Source organism: Raineya orbicola, assembly GCF_002843425.1.
GTDB classification, from domain to species: domain Bacteria; phylum Bacteroidota; class Bacteroidia; order Cytophagales; family Thermonemataceae; genus Raineya; species Raineya orbicola.
On the sequence record NZ_NKXO01000035.1, the window covers coordinates 1 to 18,154 of the forward strand.

Annotated in this window: 24 protein-coding genes; 16 read left to right on the top strand and 8 right to left on the bottom strand. The window is 38.0% G+C overall.

What is annotated here, in order from left to right:
* Positions 1-156: 156 nt before the first annotated feature.
* A complete protein-coding gene (locus tag Rain11_RS10480) occupies positions 157-645 on the bottom strand; it encodes a hypothetical protein (RefSeq protein ID WP_133121570.1) in 489 nt (162 codons plus the stop codon).
* Positions 646-787: 142 nt separating this feature from the next.
* Between Rain11_RS10480 and trxA the strand changes: the two genes are divergently transcribed.
* Positions 788-1,105 carry a thioredoxin gene (gene trxA / locus Rain11_RS10485; protein ID WP_101359322.1) on the top strand — a complete coding sequence of 106 codons (318 nt, stop codon included), beginning with the start codon at positions 788-790 and terminating at the stop codon, positions 1,103-1,105.
* Between the two features lie 125 nt (positions 1,106-1,230).
* Here the strand turns inward: trxA and Rain11_RS10490 are convergent, their stop codons facing one another.
* The 3 genes from Rain11_RS10490 to Rain11_RS10500 all read right to left on the bottom strand — a co-directional run bounded on the left by Rain11_RS10490 (position 1,231) and on the right by Rain11_RS10500 (position 5,919).
* Positions 1,231-3,330, bottom strand: a complete 2,100-nt coding sequence (locus Rain11_RS10490) for a site-specific recombinase (RefSeq protein ID WP_101359323.1) — start codon at positions 3,328-3,330, stop codon at positions 1,231-1,233.
* Positions 3,331-3,403: 73 nt separating this feature from the next.
* Positions 3,404-4,051, bottom strand: a complete 648-nt coding sequence (upp, locus tag Rain11_RS10495; RefSeq protein ID WP_101359324.1) for a uracil phosphoribosyltransferase — start codon at positions 4,049-4,051, stop codon at positions 3,404-3,406.
* A gap of 74 nt (positions 4,052-4,125) precedes the next feature.
* Positions 4,126-5,919 (bottom strand): M1 family metallopeptidase, encoded by a 1,794-nt coding sequence (locus Rain11_RS10500; protein WP_101359359.1) that lies wholly within the window; start codon positions 5,917-5,919, stop codon positions 4,126-4,128.
* A gap of 286 nt (positions 5,920-6,205) precedes the next feature.
* Here Rain11_RS10500 and rpsH point away from each other — a divergent pair, with 286 nt between their 5' ends.
* The 15 genes from rpsH (at position 6,206) to rplQ (ending at position 14,427) form a co-directional block, all read left to right on the top strand.
* Positions 6,206-6,610, top strand: a complete 405-nt coding sequence (rpsH, locus tag Rain11_RS10505; protein WP_101359325.1) for a 30S ribosomal protein S8 — start codon at positions 6,206-6,208, stop codon at positions 6,608-6,610.
* Positions 6,611-6,636: 26 nt separating this feature from the next.
* Positions 6,637-7,191 carry a 50S ribosomal protein L6 gene (gene rplF, locus Rain11_RS10510; protein WP_101359326.1) on the top strand — a complete coding sequence of 185 codons (555 nt, stop codon included), beginning with the start codon at positions 6,637-6,639 and terminating at the stop codon, positions 7,189-7,191.
* Between the two features lie 7 nt (positions 7,192-7,198).
* Complete coding sequence (gene rplR / locus Rain11_RS10515) at positions 7,199-7,546, top strand: 50S ribosomal protein L18 (RefSeq protein ID WP_101359327.1); 348 nt, start codon at positions 7,199-7,201, stop codon at positions 7,544-7,546.
* A gap of 13 nt (positions 7,547-7,559) precedes the next feature.
* Positions 7,560-8,072, top strand: a complete 513-nt coding sequence (gene rpsE, locus Rain11_RS10520; protein WP_101359328.1) for a 30S ribosomal protein S5 — start codon at positions 7,560-7,562, stop codon at positions 8,070-8,072.
* Positions 8,073-8,077: 5 nt separating this feature from the next.
* Positions 8,078-8,257, top strand: coding sequence for a 50S ribosomal protein L30 (gene rpmD / locus Rain11_RS10525; protein ID WP_101359329.1), 180 nt, complete (start codon positions 8,078-8,080; stop codon positions 8,255-8,257).
* A gap of 87 nt (positions 8,258-8,344) precedes the next feature.
* Entirely contained in the window at positions 8,345-8,791 is a 447-nt protein-coding gene (gene rplO, locus Rain11_RS10530) for a 50S ribosomal protein L15 (RefSeq protein WP_101359330.1), read from the top strand.
* Positions 8,792-8,797: 6 nt separating this feature from the next.
* Complete coding sequence (secY, locus tag Rain11_RS10535; RefSeq protein WP_101359331.1) at positions 8,798-10,141, top strand: preprotein translocase subunit SecY; 1,344 nt, start codon at positions 8,798-8,800, stop codon at positions 10,139-10,141.
* Complete coding sequence (map, locus tag Rain11_RS10540) at positions 10,141-10,959, top strand: type I methionyl aminopeptidase (RefSeq protein ID WP_101359332.1); 819 nt, start codon at positions 10,141-10,143, stop codon at positions 10,957-10,959. Before secY ends, map begins: the two co-directional genes overlap by 1 nt.
* The gene (infA, locus tag Rain11_RS10545; RefSeq protein WP_101359333.1) at positions 10,937-11,155 is read left to right on the top strand and encodes a translation initiation factor IF-1; all 219 of its coding nucleotides are present in this window, start codon (positions 10,937-10,939) and stop codon (positions 11,153-11,155) included. The genes map and infA overlap by 23 nt, the downstream gene beginning before the upstream one ends.
* A gap of 11 nt (positions 11,156-11,166) precedes the next feature.
* The gene (gene rpmJ, locus Rain11_RS10550; RefSeq protein WP_101359334.1) at positions 11,167-11,283 is read left to right on the top strand and encodes a 50S ribosomal protein L36; all 117 of its coding nucleotides are present in this window, start codon (positions 11,167-11,169) and stop codon (positions 11,281-11,283) included.
* 2 nt (positions 11,284-11,285) lie between these two features.
* Positions 11,286-11,660 (top strand): 30S ribosomal protein S13, encoded by a 375-nt coding sequence (gene rpsM / locus Rain11_RS10555; protein ID WP_101359335.1) that lies wholly within the window; start codon positions 11,286-11,288, stop codon positions 11,658-11,660.
* A gap of 26 nt (positions 11,661-11,686) precedes the next feature.
* A complete protein-coding gene (gene rpsK, locus Rain11_RS10560; protein ID WP_101359336.1) occupies positions 11,687-12,085 on the top strand; it encodes a 30S ribosomal protein S11 in 399 nt (132 codons plus the stop codon).
* Between the two features lie 108 nt (positions 12,086-12,193).
* Positions 12,194-12,796 (top strand): 30S ribosomal protein S4, encoded by a 603-nt coding sequence (gene rpsD / locus Rain11_RS10565; RefSeq protein ID WP_101359337.1) that lies wholly within the window; start codon positions 12,194-12,196, stop codon positions 12,794-12,796.
* Positions 12,797-12,865: 69 nt separating this feature from the next.
* Positions 12,866-13,855 carry a DNA-directed RNA polymerase subunit alpha gene (locus Rain11_RS10570; RefSeq protein WP_101359338.1) on the top strand — a complete coding sequence of 330 codons (990 nt, stop codon included), beginning with the start codon at positions 12,866-12,868 and terminating at the stop codon, positions 13,853-13,855.
* A gap of 44 nt (positions 13,856-13,899) precedes the next feature.
* A complete protein-coding gene (rplQ, locus tag Rain11_RS10575; RefSeq protein WP_101359339.1) occupies positions 13,900-14,427 on the top strand; it encodes a 50S ribosomal protein L17 in 528 nt (175 codons plus the stop codon).
* A 137-nt stretch (positions 14,428-14,564) separates the two neighbouring features.
* On the opposite strand, the gene Rain11_RS10580 is transcribed toward rplQ, so the two are convergent.
* The 4 genes from Rain11_RS10580 to Rain11_RS10595 form a co-directional block, all read right to left on the bottom strand.
* Positions 14,565-14,816 (bottom strand): IS1 family transposase, encoded by a 252-nt coding sequence (locus tag Rain11_RS10580; protein WP_449421193.1) that lies wholly within the window; start codon positions 14,814-14,816, stop codon positions 14,565-14,567.
* A 22-nt stretch (positions 14,817-14,838) separates the two neighbouring features.
* The gene (locus Rain11_RS14250; protein ID WP_101359341.1) at positions 14,839-14,976 is read right to left on the bottom strand and encodes a transposase-like zinc-binding domain-containing protein; all 138 of its coding nucleotides are present in this window, start codon (positions 14,974-14,976) and stop codon (positions 14,839-14,841) included.
* Between the two features lie 146 nt (positions 14,977-15,122).
* The gene (locus Rain11_RS10590) at positions 15,123-16,544 is read right to left on the bottom strand and encodes a toxin-antitoxin system YwqK family antitoxin (protein WP_101359342.1); all 1,422 of its coding nucleotides are present in this window, start codon (positions 16,542-16,544) and stop codon (positions 15,123-15,125) included.
* Between the two features lie 249 nt (positions 16,545-16,793).
* A complete protein-coding gene (locus Rain11_RS10595) occupies positions 16,794-18,152 on the bottom strand; it encodes a methyltransferase RsmF C-terminal domain-like protein (RefSeq protein ID WP_101359343.1) in 1,359 nt (452 codons plus the stop codon).
* Positions 18,153-18,154 lie beyond the last annotated feature (2 nt).

The window sequence follows — 18,154 nt, forward strand, 5'->3', positions numbered from 1 at the left end:
GAGGTAATTGACTCATATGATTAAATATTTAAAAAGTACAACTCAAAGTTAATCATTTTTTCAATTACCCTAAGTTTTTTTATTTAAATCCCTTGAAAACAATAAGTTAGACTTATAATTCACGTTTTAAATAATATTACATTCAGATATAAACTATTACTTTTTCTCTTCTTTTTGTATACCGAGCTTTATCAAATCATCAACGAGTTTGCAGGCAGGTGATTTTTCAAGCTCATCTAACACTCTTTGGGCTTGGGCTTCGGTCATTTTGGAAGCCGAATTTTTGAACTTATCAATACATATATTGAGTTTGCCTGCCTCTACATCTTTGCTAAATTTTTGGGCATCATCTACGGCTTTTTTCTGTTCGTTTTCAGGTAGGCTCATCAAATAATTTTGAAATTTTTCAAGGGCTTTTTCTTCTCCCAAAGAAAGCATATCGTCAATGTATTGCCTGATACTGGGGTGGTATTGGTTAAAAAAGTTATTAATGCAGTTGCAGAGTTCATCTGCTACTTTTTCGGGGGTAGCGGCAGAGTTATTGCGAGAGCCACTATTGCTTTTAACCCCTTTTTTGGAAGGTTGGGCAAGGGCTACACTTCCACTAAGTAGCAGAAACATAGCAAAAGAGAATATTTTGGTCATATTTTTGAAAAATTTTAGTCTCATAAAAGTAGGCAAAAAGTGTGCAGGAAACAAACTTGCTCACAAAATATTTTTGAACTTTTTTGGATAAAAATTTGTAGTAGCTTTGTGAATATTTTTTCAACCAAAAAACAATACAACAATGGGCAAAAAAACCGTAGAAATCACTGACGCAAATTTTCAAGAAATCATCAATTCAGGAAAGACAGTGCTAATTGACTTTTGGGCGGCTTGGTGCGGACCTTGCCTTATGATAGCTCCTACTATTGAGGAAATTGCCAATGAAGCGGGGGAAGATTTAATCGTAGGTAAATTAGACGTAGATGCCAATCCACAAGTTTCTATGCAACTCGGCATTCGGAGTATTCCTACGCTGATGGTTTTCAAGAACGGACAGGTAAAAGCTACTCAAATTGGTGTTGTACCCAAAGCTACTATTCTTAAAATGCTCAACGTATAAAAGTAAAGACTTGTAAAGTTGTTAAAGTGCTTGTCTAATTACTGAAAGCAAGTTTATGATGGGTTCAAAAGCCTAAAATTTAAATTCAAACCTGCAAACTTGCTTTCAGAAGTTTTGAGCAAACTTTACAGGTTTTCTTTTTTTGAAGTTTTCTTCTCATCAGGTAAAAGTTCGGGAATTTGTAAAGGAAAGAAAAACGCCAAAGGCTTTTTGAAAAAAGCTTTAAGCAATATCTGTACAATCTTTCCTGTTTCTACAAAGGTAACATTTCGGGATTTGAGAGCAACAATAACTGAAAGACCAAAGCTCACCGTAACATTTACCAAACCTATCAAGAAAACACCCAAAAGTGTTTCTAAAATAATTTCCAGAGGCATTTGCCCGTGTTGTACTTGCAGGCACATTGCAAAAGCCCCTCCTGCGAAAGTTACGTGCCGAATATCTATGCCCAAGCCTATAATTTTACCAATGGTAGAAGTTGAGCCTAAAAATATTCCCAAAAAGAAGTTGCTGGCTAAGGCTCCTGTGTTTTTTTCAATGTATGCAACAAACTTTTCAAACAATTGTGAAGGTAAGATTTTCCTGAAAATAGAGTATTTCCGCATACGAGCAGGAATATTATTATAGACCACTTGGTTATCGTAGTAGCCTGCAATCAAGCCTGCTGTCATCAGATATACACCTGCAATGGCGGCATAGAGCAAAGAAAAGCTTGCCCAGGGCGAAAGTTCTTTTACGGTTTTTTCAGCTTTCTGAAAGCCTACTACATCTGTTTCAAAAATCCAAAAATATCCCATTGTAAGCAGGTAAGCCACAGGAATTACAGCCAAAACATTTCCTGAAAGAGAAATAAATTGGCTTCTTATTATTCTGATAAGTGTATGAAGTAGTTGCCCATATAAAACACGTTCTTTACTTTTAGGGCTTTTCAAGTTTCGCCATTCGCTCAAAATATCGGCAATGGTAGAGGCAGTCATTGCAGGCTGTTTGGTGGCTAATGTGAAGTGAAAAATGTGTATCAGAATAAAGCCCAGTGAGTAGTTGAGGCTGTAAAATATAGCCATTAGCATGGGAGCCGTATCTTGCTCAATATAAGAAAGTTTAGCTTTGATGAGTACTAAAAAAGCCACAATTACACCGCCCCCCAATGCTTTTCTGAATAGTTCAAAATACTCTTTCCTGTTGTTTGTAATGTAGTGCTCGCCTGTTTTGGCAGTATGCTCTACAACTTTATGAGCCAAAAAGCTCAGATTATCTGAAAAGTGCTTGCGTAAGCTATATTTTTTATTTTCTGCCCAAACAATTTCTTTGAAAAAGAAAATTACCTCTTGCAAATTCGCTTCTTTTGAAGCAGGTTTGATGAAGAGTAAAATTTTTTTTAAGCGTTCAATATTTTGTGTAAGACGTAAAATGAAATAAGTTATTCTCAAACTAACCCCATACTTTTCTCTATCTTTGTGCAAACGAGCGATGCTATCTTCACATTGTTGCAAAAGCACCCAAATTTGGTTGTAATCTTCCTCGCTGGGAATTTGGTCGGTAGTAATATCTTTGTATTTTTCGACAAACTTGCTAATTTCAATGAGCATTGAAAGAAAAGGCGAGTTCAAATCGTCCATATCGGGCAACTTCTCAATGATTTCAGGCTCAAGCCCCAAGGAAGTAGCCTTTTGAGCAAGCACTACAATAGCATTGAGCATTTCATTGAGAAAGTATTTTTGCATTTCCTCGCTATCAAAGAGTTGGAGCGTATGAGCCAGTTCTATCCACAACTCATTGCTTATCAGGGTTATCCAGTTGTAGTCATCTTTTTTGTAAAAAACTTCATTGATAACGGTGCGTAACTCGCCTTCGCGATGCAAAGGAGGAAGTATTTTGTAAGAAAGTCTTTCATAAGTTTCTGTCCAAAAGCCTTTACTGCTCATTATGCCTACTTCGGTAAATACGAGTAGTGGGTTATTTTGCAGACAGATTTCTTCAATGAGTTTTTTAAGATTATTTCGGGCTTGTGCATTTTGTTGGAGTAGTTGGATAAGTTCTTGAATTTTTTGCTCGGCAATTTTACGAATGTTGGTAAAAGTTCGTGGGCGAATAATGCTGACTAAATCTTTCAGCAGAAAAATACGCCTTTCTTGAGCTAATTTGGTGTCCAGTCCGCTATCAGGATTAGATAACTCTTGATAAAAGTCTTGGAGCGAGTTAAAAAAATCGTTAAAAGTTTGCATAGCCGAGTAGTTTAAGTGAGTAAGAGTAGTTTTTAAGTTTAGTAGTTTGAAATATGCTTAAAAACAAATAGGATTATAATTTCACACCAAAAGCCAAATCGCCTGCATCGCCTAATCCGGGAACAATATAAGATTTGGGGTTGAGTTCATTATCCAAATCACCGAGCCACAAAGAGAAATTATCAGAAATATTTTCTTGCAGATATGCAACCCCTGCCTTGCTTCCAATAATTGAGGCAATATGAATATGTTTGGGTTTTCCATTTTTGAGTAATTTTTTCAGGGCGATGTTCAAAGATTTACCTGTGGCAAGCATAGGGTCGGTGAGGATAAGAATTTTGTCGTTCAAGTCAGGAGCTACGCTGTAATGAAGCTGAATTTCAAAACTTTCGTCTTTCTGATGTTCGCCTCGGTAAGCTCCTACAAAGGCACTTTCAGCATTTTCAAAAACATTCAAAAATCCTTGATAAAAAGGTAACCCTGCCCGAAGAATAGTTGCCAGCACTATTTTTTCATCGCTGATTTGTACCTGTGCCGTTGCCAGAGGGGTTTGTACTTCTTTTTTATGATACGAAAAAGTTTTAGAAATTTCGTAAGCTAATATTTCGCCAATTCGGCACATATTTTGCCGAAAAGTAGCTCTATTTTTTTGCGTTTGAATGTTTCGCAAATCTGCAAGCCAATGATTAGCTATGGAATTTTGTTGGGTAAGTACAAACATAAAATTCAGAGTTTAGACATCAGAATAAAAGAAAAAAGAGGTGTTTGCTTTTTCAAACGCTAAAAGTTTCAATTTTACTTTGCCTGCACTGCAACCCCTAACATTTCTTCAATTTTGGCTCTTACAAGACTATGATAACCGCTTTTAGCTTTTTCATAAATCTGGATAGCTATTTTTTTCGTTTCAGGGTATTTACACATAGCTGTATAAAGTGGTGAAAGAAACTTTCGCCGCCCTACACTCATCAAAAATTTTTCAAGAGCAGGGTAAGCCTTTTCGTATTTTTTATGAATACAATGCACAAACCAAGCGGCAAGAATTTCGCTATTGCCCGAGTTTGTAAAGCCAAAGGCTTTATCCAACTGCTCCATATCTTGCAAGGTCATTGTATTTGGTAAATGACGTATAAAATGAAGCCACTCGTGGCTACTCCAAGAGGCGGTTTGGAGACTATCAGTTTGTTTATGTGTTTGCCATTTTTTCAGCTCTTCATCAACTTTTTCAAAACGTACAGAACGAACTTTGGGGCAATTATCAGGAATGCCTACGCCAAAAATCCAGTCTTGATAGCGTATTTTATGGGCGAGGGTTTCGTTTCCTTCTAATAATTCTTTCTCCAAAAATTTAATAAAATTTTCGGTGTTCATTGCTTCAAAGGCAAAGGTTTTGAAATATTTTTTCACGAAACTATCAAATTTTTCCCTGCCTATGTTCTCTTCAATCAGACGCAAAAAGAAATAACCTTTTTCATAAGCGATTTCTGTTACGGCATCATCGGGGTTGCGTTGGCGGAGGTCTAATTGTAGTTTGGTATCTTTACTATTTGCACCTAATTCTTCTATATCGGCAAGCAAATCTTGATAGCCCAAAAGAGCAAGCATTTCGGCATAGTCTCTACCTTCCAACTCTTCCATAATACGTCTTTCAAAATACACCGTAAAACCTTCATTGAGCCAGAAATCATTCCAAGTAGCGTTGGTAACCAAATTGCCCGACCAAGAGTGAGCAAGCTCGTGAGCCACTAAACTTACTAATGATTTATCCCCTGCAATAATAGTAGGTGTAGCGAAAGTAAGACGGGGATTTTCCATTCCGCCGAAAGGAAAGCTCGGAGGCAACACAAGCAGGTCGTAACGTTCCCATTCGTATTTTCCGTAGATTTTTTCTGCAATGCTCACCATTTTGCCCAAATCTTCAAATTCTTTGCGGGCAGTATCTAAGATTACAGGCTCGGCATAAATGCCTGTGCGTTCATCAATGGGTGCAAATTCTAAATCACCAACGGCTATGGCTACCAAATAAGCAGGAATAGCTTGCGGCATATCAAACTCATAAATGCCACTTGTATTTTTTTGTTGGGGGTTTTTAGCTGACATCAGAGCCAGCAGGCTATCAGGCACTTGCACGCGTGCTTTGTAAGAAAACCTTACACCTGGACTATCCTGACAAGGAAACCAACTCCGAGCCAGCACACATTGCGACTGACTGAATAAAAAAGGTGCTTTTTTGCCTGCGGTTTGTTCAGGAGCAAGCCATTGCAGAGCCGCCGCTTCGGGCGAAGTTTCATACTCTATGGCTACAGCTTTGGTATCGGGTTGAATTTGAATAGTGAGTGGCTCGCCAAGATATTTTACAGATTTGCCTATTTTGAATGAAGCATCTTCGCCATTATCCAAACGAACCCTTTTGATAGTGAGCTTGTCTGTATCTAAAATCAATTCTTTGATTTTGTGTGGGTTTTCAAAATGAACAAGGGCTGAACCTGAAAGCACCTTACGTTCAAAATCTACTTTTAAGTCTAATTCTAAATGGTGCATTTGCACTTTATCGGTATTGGCAAAAGAGTGAATATCTTTGAAGTACTGCATTTTCTTTTTAGGTTTAGAAAGTTCCTGACAACCAAATAACGCAAAAACCCCTATCCAAAGGGAAAAAAGAGTGTTTTGCAAAGTCATAAAAAATATGTTTATGATTACGAAGGAAGCAAAAATAAAGATTATTTTTGAAAAACACATCTAAATTTATTGTAAAATACAAAATTGAACGGGTAGTTTTGGGGGTATAAAAAATTTTTTCACTTTTTATTTGATAATCAAATTTTATTCGTATATTTGCGTCCTCAATTTGAGGGCATAATATTTTAATGCAAGGAATATGGTAACAACAGACCCTATAGCCGATTATCTGACAAGAATCAGGAATGCTATCAAAGCAAGACATAGAGTAGTGGAAATCCCTGCTTCTAACATAAAAAAAGCCATTACCAAAGTGCTTTTTGAAAAAGGGTATATTCAGAACTACAAATTTGAGGATACTCCTAATCATCAAGGGGTTATCAAAATTGCTTTGAAGTATCATCCTGCCACCAAAGAATCTGCTATCACCAAATTGGAGCGAGTGAGTTCGCCCGGTTTGCGTAAGTATGTAGGCGTAGAAGATATGCCAAGAGTCCTGAACGGTCTGGGGATAGCTATCCTCTCTACTTCCAAAGGAGTAATGACCGATAAGGAAGCACGCACTTTGAATGTAGGTGGCGAAGTGTTGTGCTACGTTTATTAGTATAACGTCAAAAAAAACGAAAGACAATGTCAAGAATTGGAAAAAAACCGATTGCTTTACCTGCCAAAGTTACCGTAAATGTGAGTGGTAATGAGGTAAGTGTAAAAGGTCCGAAAGGCGAACTTCGCCAAACCATTGACCCCGATATCAAAGTAGTAGTAGAAGACGGGGCTGTACGTGTAGAAAGACCTACCGACCAAAAACGCCACAAGGCTCTTCACGGCTTGTATCGTGCCTTGATAAATAATATGGTGGTAGGCGTTACAGAAGGTTACAAAGTGGAATTAGAACTTGTAGGGGTAGGTTACAAAGCAAGTGTATCGGGCAATGTATTGGAACTTGCCTTAGGATATTCACACCCTATATTTTTTGGCTTACCTCCTGAAATTAAGGCGAGTGCGGTTACTGAAAAAGGGAAAAACCCTACTATTACTTTGGAGTGTATAGATAAACAACTCATTGGGCATATTGCCGCAAAAATCCGCTCATTGCGTCCTGTGGAGCCTTACAAAGGTAAAGGTATTCGTTTTGTGGGCGAGGTAATCAGAAGAAAAGCAGGTAAAACAGCGTCTAAAAAATAATTGAGCTATGGCAACGCAGAAAGATATTCGCAGAGAAAAAATCAAACGTAGAATTAGAGGCAGAGTGTTGGGTACGCCTGCTCGCCCTCGTTTGTCCGTATTTCGTTCTAATACGCGTATTTACGCCCAAATCATAGATGATACGCGTGGAGTTACGCTTGCAAGTGCTTCTTCTTTTGATTTGAACGCTACTAAACTTAATATTGAGGTAGCAAAAGAAGTAGGAAAAAAACTCGCTGAAAAAGCCACTGCTAATGGCATTAAGGCAGTAGTTTTTGACAGAAATGGGTATCTATATCACGGCAAAGTAAAGGCTTTGGCTGATGGAGCAAGAGAAGGAGGATTGCAATTCTAAAAAAAATTAGCTTATGAACAACAAAAAACATATCCGAGTTAGCGACGTAGAACTCAAAGAAAGAGTAGTAGCTATTGAGCGTGTTGCCAAAGTGGTAAAAGGAGGAAGGCGTTTTAGCTTTGCCGCTATTGTTGTAGTAGGCAATGGCGATGGTATTGTAGGTTATGGATTAGGTAAAGCCAACGAGGTAACTGATGCCATTACCAAAGGTATCAATGATGCCAAGAAGAATTTGGTACAAGTACCTATCCTCAAACATACTATTCCTCACGAATCATACGGAAAATTCTGTGGGGGCAAGGTATTCATAAAACCTGCGGCGCCTGGTACAGGTGTAATTGCGGGTGGTGCGATGCGTGCTGTGCTTGAAAGTGCGGGTATAAAAGACGTTTTGGCGAAATCCAAAGGTTCATCAAACCCTCACAATGTGGTAAAGGCTACCATTGATGCTCTCTTGAAACTTCGTGCTCCGCATACAATTGCACAGATGAGAGGAGTAAGTTTGCAAAAAGTTTTTAACGGATAGAAGCAATGACAAAGGTAAAAGTTACACAAGTACGTAGCCTAATTGGTCGTCCTGAAAGACAACACAAAATAATGGCTTCTTTGGGGCTAGGAAGAATTGGCAAAAGCCGTGAGCACACTCTTACCCCACAGATTCAAGGTATGATAGAAAAAGTTAGCCACCTTGTTAAAGTGGAAAATTTATAAAATAGTTTAAGGTTTGATTTCGTGTCAAACCTTAATTTCCTAATTTAAGTATAGCGTTCAGCGAAAGCGAGTTAAAACTAAAAAACAATGAAACTACACGAATTAAAACCTGCCGAAGGTTCAGTAAAAAGTAGAAAAAGAATAGGACGTGGTCCTGGTTCGGGTAGAGGTGGTACTTCTACACGCGGACACAAAGGGGCAAGGTCTCGCTCTGGCTATAAAGCCAAAAGAGGCTTTGAGGGCGGTCAGATGCCATTGCAAAGACGTATCCCCAAATTTGGCTTCAAAAATCCTTTCAAAGTTAGCTACAAACCTATCAATTTAGATACCCTTGCCGAACTTGCTGAGCAATTTGGCGTTCAGAGCATTGATGTTGCTTTCTTGCAACAACACGGCTTTGCGGGTAAAAAAGATTTGATAAAAGTTTTGGGCAGAGGAGAGTTGAAAGCTAAGTTAGATATTACTGCACACGCATTCTCTCAAACAGCCAAGGAAGCTATTGAAAAAATGGGCGGTGTAGCCACTACTATTTAAGCAGATATGAAAAAGTTTATCCAAACCATAAAAAACATTTTCGCCATTGAAGAGCTAAGAAAGCGTATTATCAATACGCTCATCTTGCTTATTGTGTTTCGGGTAGGGGCTCACATTGTTTTGCCCGGTATAGACCCCGACAAACTCGTTAAGCAAGCTGGCAATACGGCAAGAGGCTTTTTGGATATTTTCCTTGGGGGGGCTTTCCAAAATGTAGCCATTTTTGCATTAGGAATAATGCCCTACATATCAGCCTCTATTGCGGTACAATTGCTTTCTGTAGCTCTGCCAAGTTTTCAGAAAATGCAGAAAGAGGGCGAAAATGGTAGAAAAAAATTAAATCAACTGACCAAGTATTTGACGATAGTTTTTACTTTGGTGCAGTCTTATGCTTATTTACAAAATCCCGATATTTTTGCCGCTTTGAACCCTAGTATTAGTCCTGCATTCTTTACGGCTTATGCAATGGTAATTCTCACGGCGGGTACTATGTTCTGTATGTGGCTGGGTGATAGAATTACAGATAAAGGGATAGGAAATGGGGTTTCAATGCTCATTATGATTGGGATTGTTTCACGCTTTCCGCAAGCAATTTATTTGGAATTTACAGCACGTTTCGGTAGTAAAGCCGCACCGGGTAGTCCGTTCTTGCTTGTAATGGAATTTGTACTACTATTTTTCATTGTGCTTTTGGTGGTAATGGTAACGCAGGCAGTACGCCGAATTACTATCCAATATGCTAAACAAGTTGTAGGCAATAAAGTATATGGTGGGCAAAGGCAGTATCTACCGCTCAAACTCAATACAGCAGGGGTAATGCCTATTATTTTTGCTCAATCTTTGATGTTTTTACCTTCACTGCTTGCAGGTTTATTTTCGGATAAAAGTCAGTTTGCCCAAGCTATTGTAACGGTTTTTTCAAATCAGTTTAGTTGGCAGTACAACTTGATTTTTGCGGTAATGATTTTGTTATTCACCTATTTCTATACAGCTATTACTATCAATCCTAAACAGATAGCTGATGATATGAAACGAAATGGTGGATTTATTCCAGGTATAAAGCCCGGTGAGCCAACGGCAGAATACATTGATAGCGTATTATCAAAAATAACCTTACCCGGCTCGTTATTTTTGGCATTTATCGCTATTGTGCCTTCGGTAGTAAGGGTAACAATGGGTACAGACTCTAATTTTGCAATGTTTTTTGGAGGTACATCTCTTTTGATTATGGTAGGAGTGGTATTAGACACCTTACAGCAAATAGAGAGTTACTTGCTAATGAAGCATTATGAGGGTCTGATGCAATCGGGTAAAATTAGTGATACTTCTACTTTGGCGGCAGTACAATAATGAAAGACGTAATCTTAAAAACCAACGCGGAGATAGAAATTATCAGGGCGAATGCACAAATTTTGGGTAAAACCCACGCCGAAGTAGCCAAATGGATTGAGCCCGGTGTGAAAACAGCAAAGCTCAATCAGATAGCGGAAGAGTTTATCAGAGATCACCAAGCGAAGCCTTCGTTCAAGGGCTATAGTTTGAAAGAATCTCCTCCCTATCCTGCGGCTTTGTGTATTTCGGTAAATGAGCAAGTAGTACACGGCATACCTGGTGATTATGAGCTAAAAGAGGGGGACATTGTTTCAATAGATTGTGGGGTATTCAAAGATGGTTTTCATAGCGATAGTGCTTATACGTATGCAGTGGGAGAAGTAAAACCCGAAGTGCAGAAACTATTAGATGTTACAAAAGCCGCTTTATACAAAGGCATTGAACAAGTGCGTTTTGGAGCAAGAGTAGGAGACATCAGCTATGCCATACAGAAATATGTAGAAAGTTTCGGTTTTTCTGTTATTAGAGAACTTGCAGGGCACGGCGTAGGAAAACATTTACACGAAAAGCCCGATGTTCCTAATCACGGCAAACGTGGAAAAGGAGTAATGCTTAGAAATGGAGCAGTAATTGCCATTGAACCAATGGTAAGTATGGGTAAAAAAGAGGTGGTACAAGAGGAAGATGCTTGGACAATTCGTACCGTTGATAGAACCCCTGCCGCTCATTTTGAGCACACCGTGGCAGTGGTGAGTGGAAAAGCAACTATCCTAACTACTTTTGAATATATTGAAGAAGTTTTAGCAAAAAAATATGGCAAAGCAGGCGTCCATTGAACAAGACGGAATTATCACGGAAGCTCTTTCCAACGCAATGTTTAGAGTAGAGCTTCAAAACGGACACGAAATCATTGCTCACATTTCGGGTAAAATGCGTATGAACTATATCAAAATTTTGCCCGGTGATAAGGTAAAGGTGGAAATGTCCCCGTATGATTTAACCAAAGGCAGAATTGTTTATCGTTACAAATAAAATTTACGGATATGAAAGTACGTGCTTCAGTAAAAAAACGCAGTGCAGACTGCAAGGTAATCCGTAGAAAAGGAAAAATCTATGTGATTAACAAAAAAAATCCTAAATACAAACAAAGACAAGGTTAGTTATGAGAATCGCTGGTGTAGATATTCCCAACAACAAGCGTGGAGAAGTTGCTCTCACGTACATTTATGGAATTGGTCGTAGCTCAGCCCAAAAAATTCTTTCCAAAGCAGGTATCTCTTGGGATAAAAAAGTGGCTGAATGGTCTGATGATGAAGCGGTAAAAGTTCGTAATATTATCAATGACGAATACACTACCGAAGGACAACTTCGCTCACAAGTGCAATTGAGCATCAAGCGTCTGATGGATATTGGTTGCTATCGTGGTATTCGCCACCGCAAAGGTTTGCCCGTGAGAGGTCAGAGTACTAAAAACAACTCTCGTACGCGTAAAGGTAAGCGTAAGACCGTGGCTAACAAGAAAAAAGCTACGAAATAGTAGGTAAAGTTTTAATTTCTGAAATTATGGCAGCGAAAGATAACAAAAAAGAAAAAGTAAAAAAGCGTTTGGTACAAGTAGACCCCGTAGGGCAAGTACATATCAAAGCGTCTTTTAACAATATCATCATCACCATTACTAATAACGGCGGACAAGTAATTGCTTGGTCTTCGGCGGGTAAAATGGGTTTTAGAGGTTCAAAAAAGAATACACCTTATGCCGCCCAAGTTACTGCTTCCGATTGTGCTAAAAAAGCCTTTGATTTAGGACTTCGTAAAGTTGATGTATTTGTAAAAGGACCCGGTTCAGGCAGAGAGTCTGCTATCAGAACCGTGCAGGCTACGGGCATAGAGGTAATGACTATCCAAGATGTTACCCCTTTACCTCACAATGGCTGTCGTCCTCCTAAAAGAAGACGCGTTTAATGAAAATTTTTGAGAGTTATGGATTGCAGGAAACCAATCAACTTGGGTTTGTGCGGTAGGCTTGCAAGACTAATTCTATAAGTTTCACTTTTAACCCTTTACAAAAAAATGGCAAGATATACTGGTCCGAAAGCAAAAATAGGACGTAAGTTTGGTGAAGCTATCTTAGGAGCTAACAAATATGTGCAAAAGAAAAATTATGCTCCGGGTATGCACGGCAGAGGCAAGAAAAGAAAGCAATCTGAATATGCTGTTCAGCTTGCCGCAAAACAGAAAGCAAAATACATTTATGGTGTATTAGAAAGACAATTTGCAAAAATTTTCCACAAAGCAAGTATCAAAGAAGGTATCACAGGGGAAAACTTGCTCAAACTTTTGGAAGCACGTTTGGACAATACGGTATATCGTTTGGGTATTGCTCCTTCACGCCGAGCCGCTCGTCAGTTGGTTTCTCACAAACATATCACCGTAAATGGTGAAATTGTGAATATACCTTCTTATCAGTTGCGTCCTGGTGATATTGTAGGAGTACGTGAAAAGTCTAAGTCTTTGGAAGTGATTGTAGATAGCTTGGCAAGACGCTCCAACCGATTCAACTGGTTGGAATGGGATAATAAACTAATGCAAGGCAAATTTGTTTCTTATCCTGAAAGAGAGCAAATTCCTGAAAATATCCAAGAGCAACTCATTGTAGAATTGTACTCTAAATAATTCTGATTTTGAAGGTTTGGTAGCTCAAGCCTTCAAAATTCAAACCAAAACTTTCAAAATCGTAAAGATATGTCCATTTTAGCGTTTCAGATGCCCAGCAAAGTAGTGATGGAAAAAGCCGATGATTTTCACGGCTTGTTTGAGTTCAAACCTCTGGAAAGAGGCTACGGAGTAACCATTGGAAATGCTTTGCGTAGAGTATTACGCTCTTCCTTGGAGGGCTATGCCATTACAGCTTTCAGGATTCAAGGAGTTTTGCACGAATTTTCTACCATTCCCGGCGTAGTGCAAGATGTTACGGAAATTGTACTCAATCTTAAAAAAGTGCGTTTCAAAAAGATTGCCGATGTTACTGAAAACAAGATAAGCATACAAATCAAAAATAAAGACGTGCTTACTGCGGGGGATATTGCCAAATTCTGCACTTCATATCAGATTACCAATCCAGATTTAGTGATTTGCGAAATGGATAAATCTGTGGTGTTGGATATGGAGTTAATTGTGGAAAAGGGGCGTGGCTATGTACCTGCCGAAGAGCATAAACTCCCTGACCAAACGCTAAATTTTATAGCCATTGATTCTATCTTTACGCCTATCAAAAACGTAAGATATGCCGTAGAAAATACAAGGGTAGAGCAAAAAATTGATTACGAAAAGTTAATTATTGAAATAGAAACTGATGGCACTATTCACCCCGAAGAGGCTCTGAAAAATGCCGCTCATATTCTCATACAGCACTTTATGCTATTCTCTGACCAAACTATGACTTTTGATGTGGTGCAGAAAGAAGAAACAGTTACCGTTGATGAGGAAGTATTGCGTATGAGAAAACTGCTCAAAACCCCTCTGGCTGACCTTGACCTTTCGGTACGTGCTTACAACTGCCTCAAATCGGCAGACATTAAAACACTTGGCGACCTTGTGCAGTTAGAGATTGCTGATATGATGAAATTTAGAAATTTTGGTAGAAAGTCCCTTACCGAATTAGAACAACTTGTAGCTGAAAAAGGCTTACATTTTGGTATGGATGTTGCCAAATATAAACTTGATGAAGAATAATGGTTGGATTTGAAGCCCTTGCTTCTTAAAACATTTTAATTTTTATGAGACACGGAGATAAAGTAAAAAACCTGAATAGAACCGCCTCGCATCGCGAAGCAATGCTTGCTAATATGGCAAGCTCGCTGATTTTGGAAAAACGTATTACTACTACCCTTGCAAAAGCAAAAGCTCTGCGAGTGTATGTAGAGCCACTCATTACCCGAGCCAAAGAAAGCAACAATACTACTACGCTTCAAGCGATGCACAACCGTAGAACTGTATTTGCTTATTTGCAGAACAAAGAGGCTATCAAAGAACTTTTTTCAGAAGTTTCTGCAAAAGTAGGCAATCGTAATGGTGGTTACACGCGTATTATTAAGTTGGGTACTCGCTTGGGCGATGGAGCTGAAACTGCTATTATTGAATTAGTTGACTTTAACGAAACCTTCCAAAAAGAAGCTAAAACTGATAAAAAATCACGTCGTAGCAGAAGAGGTGGTAAGAAAACTAAAACAGAAGCAACTGAAACGCTCTCCCAAAATACAGAAAACACTGCTACTAACGAGGAAAATAACACAACCCAAGCCTAACTATTGAGGTGCTAATGTTAATACTTCATACCCTACAAGTCTGCAAAAACTTGTAGGGATTTTTCTTTTAGAAAACCATTATTGCCTTTCTGTAAAAAATTTTACTTATCCCCAATAGGTAAATTTTTGGCTGTGGTTTAGAATGTATGATAGTCATAATTCCATTGTTGAAACATAATTTTGATAGCCGCTTCGTGATACTTGTCTTTTTTAGAGAAGCAAGTCGTTTTTCGTACAAAACGCCTATTTCTGACTCCTAAGGCATTATTCACCCCCTCAATATGACAGGTCAGATGTTTGCCAACTTGATGGTTTTGCCCTGCTAATACATCAGCAAAAGCCGCCCAATTATTGGCACAATACTGCTCTATTTCAATATCTTTAAGCATTTGCAATAGTTTTTTAATCGTTTTAGCACTGCGATTGCCTATCACACTGCTTACCACAAGATTTACACAAAAAATTTTGTGTCTCGTCTTTTTTACGACCATTTTTCACTACATTTGTACCTTGACAATGAGGGCAGTTTAATTTGTGAATACTTTGCATATATTACAAAAATACGCCCTCTTTGTCTTTTACTAAAATATCATACAATCTTTACCAAAACCTAAAATAATACAAGGGACGCCACTATTAACTTGGGCGTCCCTTGTGTTTTTTTATTGGAGTTAAGTGAAATTTTTGAAAAGTAACTATTTGGTAGTTAGTTCGTAGCAACCCCAGTGGTAAGTAGTGTTACCTGTTTTCTCATCTATTACAAAAGGGTTTTCGGGGTCTCCTTCAATGAAACTTATTTTTTTAACGGCATCTGTCAGTCCTTCAAAATACAACATAAAAGTATGCATTTCGCCATAAGCCGAAGATTGGCTATAAGGGGCAAGAGCAATATTGAATACTTTGGTTACTGGATAAATTTTTTTAGTAGTTAAGTCATAAGCGTTGAACGCAGTTTTACCACCCGGAGCATCGGTGCGAATAGCAGAGCCTCTCACAAAAGTCGTATTTACGGTTTGGAAATAAACAATAGCTCCTTTATCGGTGTATTGGATTTTGTCTAAATAAAGCAATCCACTACCTTTGCTATCACATTCCATAGTGTATTTGGCTTCTCTTACAATTTTCTGCTTGCTCAAAAATGTAGCAAAATCAAAGGCTTCATCTTTGGCTTTTCCATTGCTATATTCGATGGTACGAGTGGGTTTCCATTCTTTTTTATCATTTTCGCGGAAATTATCTTGTGTTTTGCCTTCTCTTACGCCATTTTTTACTTCAATCAGAGTAATTTCTGATTTACCGCTCAAACTCATTTCCTTTACAACCCCTGTGAAAGGCTGTCCATCTTTCAGGAATTTTTCAGAAGCGATAATATCGTTGTTGTAAGTAATAACAGCTACAACGCCATCGGCGTAGTAGTTTTTCCATTCGCCTACGCGATTATTTTTGCTAAAAGTGCCTTCTTGTACAAGGGTTTCTTTGTCTTCCCAAATGTGATATTTTTTGTAAGCCCCATCATAAAAATTAGAAAAAGAGCTATTGAGGGGATTTATTTGTTGATACCCTTCTATTTCTAAACGCCTGCCGATTTTTTTACCTGTAGGTTTTTTATTATCGTCTAAATGGTCGGCGATGTAATAAAAAAACATTTTTACTTTACGGGGAAACTTGCTGGCATCTGAAAGAAAAACATATTTGTGGTCTAATACTTTGGTTTCAGGGTGGTAGAATTCTACCTCTTTCAAATCGCCCTTATCAAAGGTTTCTATGGTTTCAAGGATGCCTCCTAAAATGTAATTTTCTATTTTACCATTTTTTAATCCTGTAAAATAGTTCCCCTTTTCTACCATTTCTTTACCTTCCATTCCCATTGTGTATATTTCCAGAGAGCCGTGCAAAAGTTCGCCTTGGAAAGAGCCTTTGCTATTACCAACTTTACCCCCTTTTACCCAATAGTAGGTTTTAGAAGGCTCGGGAGTAATTTTACAACTTACACATACTTCGGCGATACCTTCTTGGTCGCCGTCTTTAATTTTTACTTTTTTGGTTTGGTATTGTCCCAATACAAAACCCTTAGCTACAAAAAATAGCACTGCAAGCAGGTAAAACTTTTTATTCATAATGATTTGTGTGTTTTAATAAGAATTAACCAAGTATTAACACAATTTGTGCCGAAGTTACAAAAAATTAACGAATTTTTTACAGAAAAAACGTTTTTTTTTCGTAATTATTGCTTAGGATATATTTTTGTTGGAAAAGGCAAAGATAAGTTTGGTTAAATTTATTTAAATGTAAGCCTATAACATCTTGTATCAATTGTTTGTTTCTTGCTTTCAATGCAGGCTTAATAGAAACAACTACAAAGATTTTTAAGAAAATAGCCTTCTAATTCGCCATTCCGAAGGGTAGTAGTTGTTGAAACGACTGCCTAAATTTTTGAGCCAACCCAAACCTAAGTTTTGGTAACGTGCCAAATACCAACTTTTTTCATTAAGCGAAATCTGAAAATCTTGTTTGCTTAAAAATTGTAATGCTTCTTTTTCTGAAAGTTCTAAACTTTTCACTTCTTTGGAAACATTTGGACTTAAAGCTAATTCTGAACTGGGAATAAAATCTTTGCCTTTCAATTCACCAATTTTCAGAGCTGTTTGCCTAATATATGCAAACTGAGCTAAGTAACTTATCCAAGTAGTATGTTCGGGATTTAGTAAAAAAAATTGATTTTGGTAGCTAAAAAATTCTTGGTGGGTGGGCAAAACCCAACGCTGAAATTCGCTTTGCTCTTTGGAGTTCAAGCGTTGAAAAATATTTTTATGGATTTTTTGAGGTTTGGGAGGATTTTTACCTTTTTTTTGCATACAAGAAATGAAAAATCCTTCTCCTTTTAGAATATGAGGAAAGAAGCGATATGCGTAATTGCCCTTTTCCTGTATCTCTGTAATATTCCAATTTTCAGAAATAGGAATTTTTACACTTTGTAAGTCAAAGTTTTTGCAGAGCCAATGCAAGTTTTCTTCGTTTTCTTGGCGATTGAAGGTACAAGTGCTGTAAATCAGATACCCAGTAGGAGCAAGTGCAGGCAAAATAGCGGTAAGAATATCTTTTTGCCTTTTGGCACAAAAAAGTACATTTTCCTCAGACCATTCGTTAATGGCTTCTTTATCTTTGCGAAACATACCCTCCCCCGAACAAGGAGCATCTACCAAAATTACATCAAAAAAATCTTTTAATTTACCTAAACTTTCGGGACTGCTTTGTGTAACTACGTAGTTCGTATAGCCCCAACGAGCTAAATTTTCAGCCAGTATATCAGCTCTATTTTTTATGATTTCGTTGCTTACAAGCAGACTTTGGCTATTCATTAGAGAAAGTAAATGTGTGCTTTTGCCCCCGGGAGCGGCACTTAAATCAAGAATTTTCAAAGGTTTATCGGTGGTGATATGCTTAAAAATTTGCTCTAAAAACATAGAAGATGCCTCCTGTACATAAAAAGCCCCTGCCCAAAATAAAGGATTTTCTGTAAAAGAAGGTCTTTGAGAAAGGTAATAGCCATTTGGACACCAAGGCACGGCACACATAGGTGAATAGGGCAAACGTAATGTTTTTTTGAGCGGGTTGAGCCTCAATGAAGTTATAGGCAATTGGGAAAGACTTTGTAAAAAAAGTTCTTGATTTTCAGGTAGAAAGTTAGGTATGTCTTTAAGAAATTGAGTGGGTAGAGAAGTCATAA